This is a genomic window from uncultured Clostridium sp. (genome assembly GCF_934754915.1).
GTDB lineage: Bacteria > Bacillota > Clostridia > Clostridiales > Clostridiaceae > Clostridium.
In genome coordinates, this window is the sequence record NZ_CAKVKB010000329.1 from 1 (window position 1) to 1778 (window position 1778).

Below are 1778 nucleotides of genomic sequence, written 5' to 3' on the forward strand. Positions count from 1 at the left end.
TTTGTGATTAAAATAATGAAAAAGTTCTAACAAGCAAAATGCATTATTAGAACTTTTTATTTATTTAAATTTTTTTGATTTTTGATTTTTCCCATACTAACAATACTTTGCATCTCCCTTCAATAAACATTATTTTATCTTATATAAAATCCTCCTATGCCTCACATATTTATAAGACATAGGAGGATTTAAAAAACACTTTTATATTCACACAATCTACTTAACATATTTAGTTTTTAATGCTTTGCATCCATCAATATTATTTTTAATATATTCAGCCTCACTCATTAATTCTTTATAATGTAACTGATACATTTTACTGACATTACATATATCTGGTCTTGTATCATATATCTCACATAAATTATTATCCATAAGGTGAACACATTTTCCATTACCCGAATCAAACTCTTTTAATTCAGGTATACATTCTAAATGTTTACAGCATAATCCACATTGATTACAAGGAAAAATCATTCTATTATCTGTCCAATCTTATCTTGTGTTGATTCAATAACCAGTCCCGATTCAACTGTCAAATTACCATCATCATCAAGAATTGGTGTATCTAACAACGATTTTATCGCGCCCGCAAGTGCCATTGCACATGCAACACAATTTTGTTCATCCTTTGAAAATCTTCTATAATCTGTTCCTTTATCTTTTATAATCTGAGTCATTTGATATACAAGTTCATCTAATATTGTTTGGAGACGTAATAAAAATCTACCAAACATATCAGAGCGCCTTCTTATACCTATACATAAATCCGATGCTGTATCCATTTCCTCTTGAAATTCTTTTGCTTTTGCATAATTAGAATATGCTACATCTCGGTTTTTTGATGCTTTTGCTCCTACTACAAATCCTAAAACTGCAAGTGCAGGACCTGCGACTAATCCACCTAACACAGCTGTGCCACCAGCCATGCCTAATCCACCTGCTGCTAAAGAACCACCTCCGAAAAATGCCAATGTAGCATTTGTTGCAGCGGCACCACTTAACGATGCAATTGCAGTTCCGGTTGACGCCGTAGCTAATGCTCCTGCTGCACCATAAGCTCCAAACGCTGTTATCGCTCCTGCCATTGCTCCTGATGCCAAACCTCCAACCATAGATGTTGCCATTCCTTGTAAATCTTTTAAATCCGAAAAATTTTTCTTATCAAGAACCATCTTTTGTAATTCATTTAAACCCGTAGATTCACTCAACTCAACATTATTCAATTTTTCAAATTCATGAATAAATTTTTTTATACTATCATCTAACACTGTAATCTTTATTTTACCTAATCCGTCTAAAGATTTTCCACAGTTATCTCTACATGTATTTATTTTTTCTTTTGCTCTTTCTATTTTACGCTCAGCTGCTCTATTAGTGTCATTTGCATCCTTTTGATCAATTCCTGCTTTTACACTTTTTCCAGCTCCTACTAATCCTGTTCCAACTGCTGCTGCAATAAATAAAAATGGTATTGGCATGATATTATCCTCCTATAAACTCAATTCTGCAATTGTTGTTTTTATTGTCTCTTGAACATTTGTGATATTCTTTTCTACATCATCAAGCTTGTTCTGTCTTGTATAAAAATCTGTGATATTCGTATTTAACCAGCTCTTATGTTTTTCTAATGCTAAAATTGTCTCAGCAACATCAATCATTTCCTTATATAATGAATCTTTTATTTCCCAGTATTCGCGCAGTAAATCAACCACTTCTCTTTCTTTCGTAGAAAAGCATCTATCAGCGTATCCTAAATTTATTAAATTCCATAAAAC

Annotated in this window: 3 protein-coding genes; all 3 read right to left on the reverse strand. The window is 32.4% G+C overall.

Annotated elements, in window-relative coordinates; genetic code table 11:
- Window positions 1–216 precede the first annotated feature (216 nt).
- Window positions 217–477 carry a YkgJ family cysteine cluster protein gene (locus Q0F58_RS19425; RefSeq protein WP_294379730.1) on the reverse strand — a complete coding sequence of 87 codons (261 nt, stop codon included), beginning with the start codon at window positions 475–477 and terminating at the stop codon, window positions 217–219.
- Entirely contained in the window at window positions 474–1481 is a 1008-nt protein-coding gene (locus Q0F58_RS19430) for a hypothetical protein (protein ID WP_294379732.1), read from the reverse strand. The genes Q0F58_RS19425 and Q0F58_RS19430 overlap by 4 nt, the downstream gene beginning before the upstream one ends.
- Before the next feature lie 12 nt (window positions 1482–1493).
- The coding region (locus tag Q0F58_RS19435) for a hypothetical protein (RefSeq protein WP_294379734.1) at window positions 1494–1778 on the reverse strand (285 nt) is incomplete at its 5' end.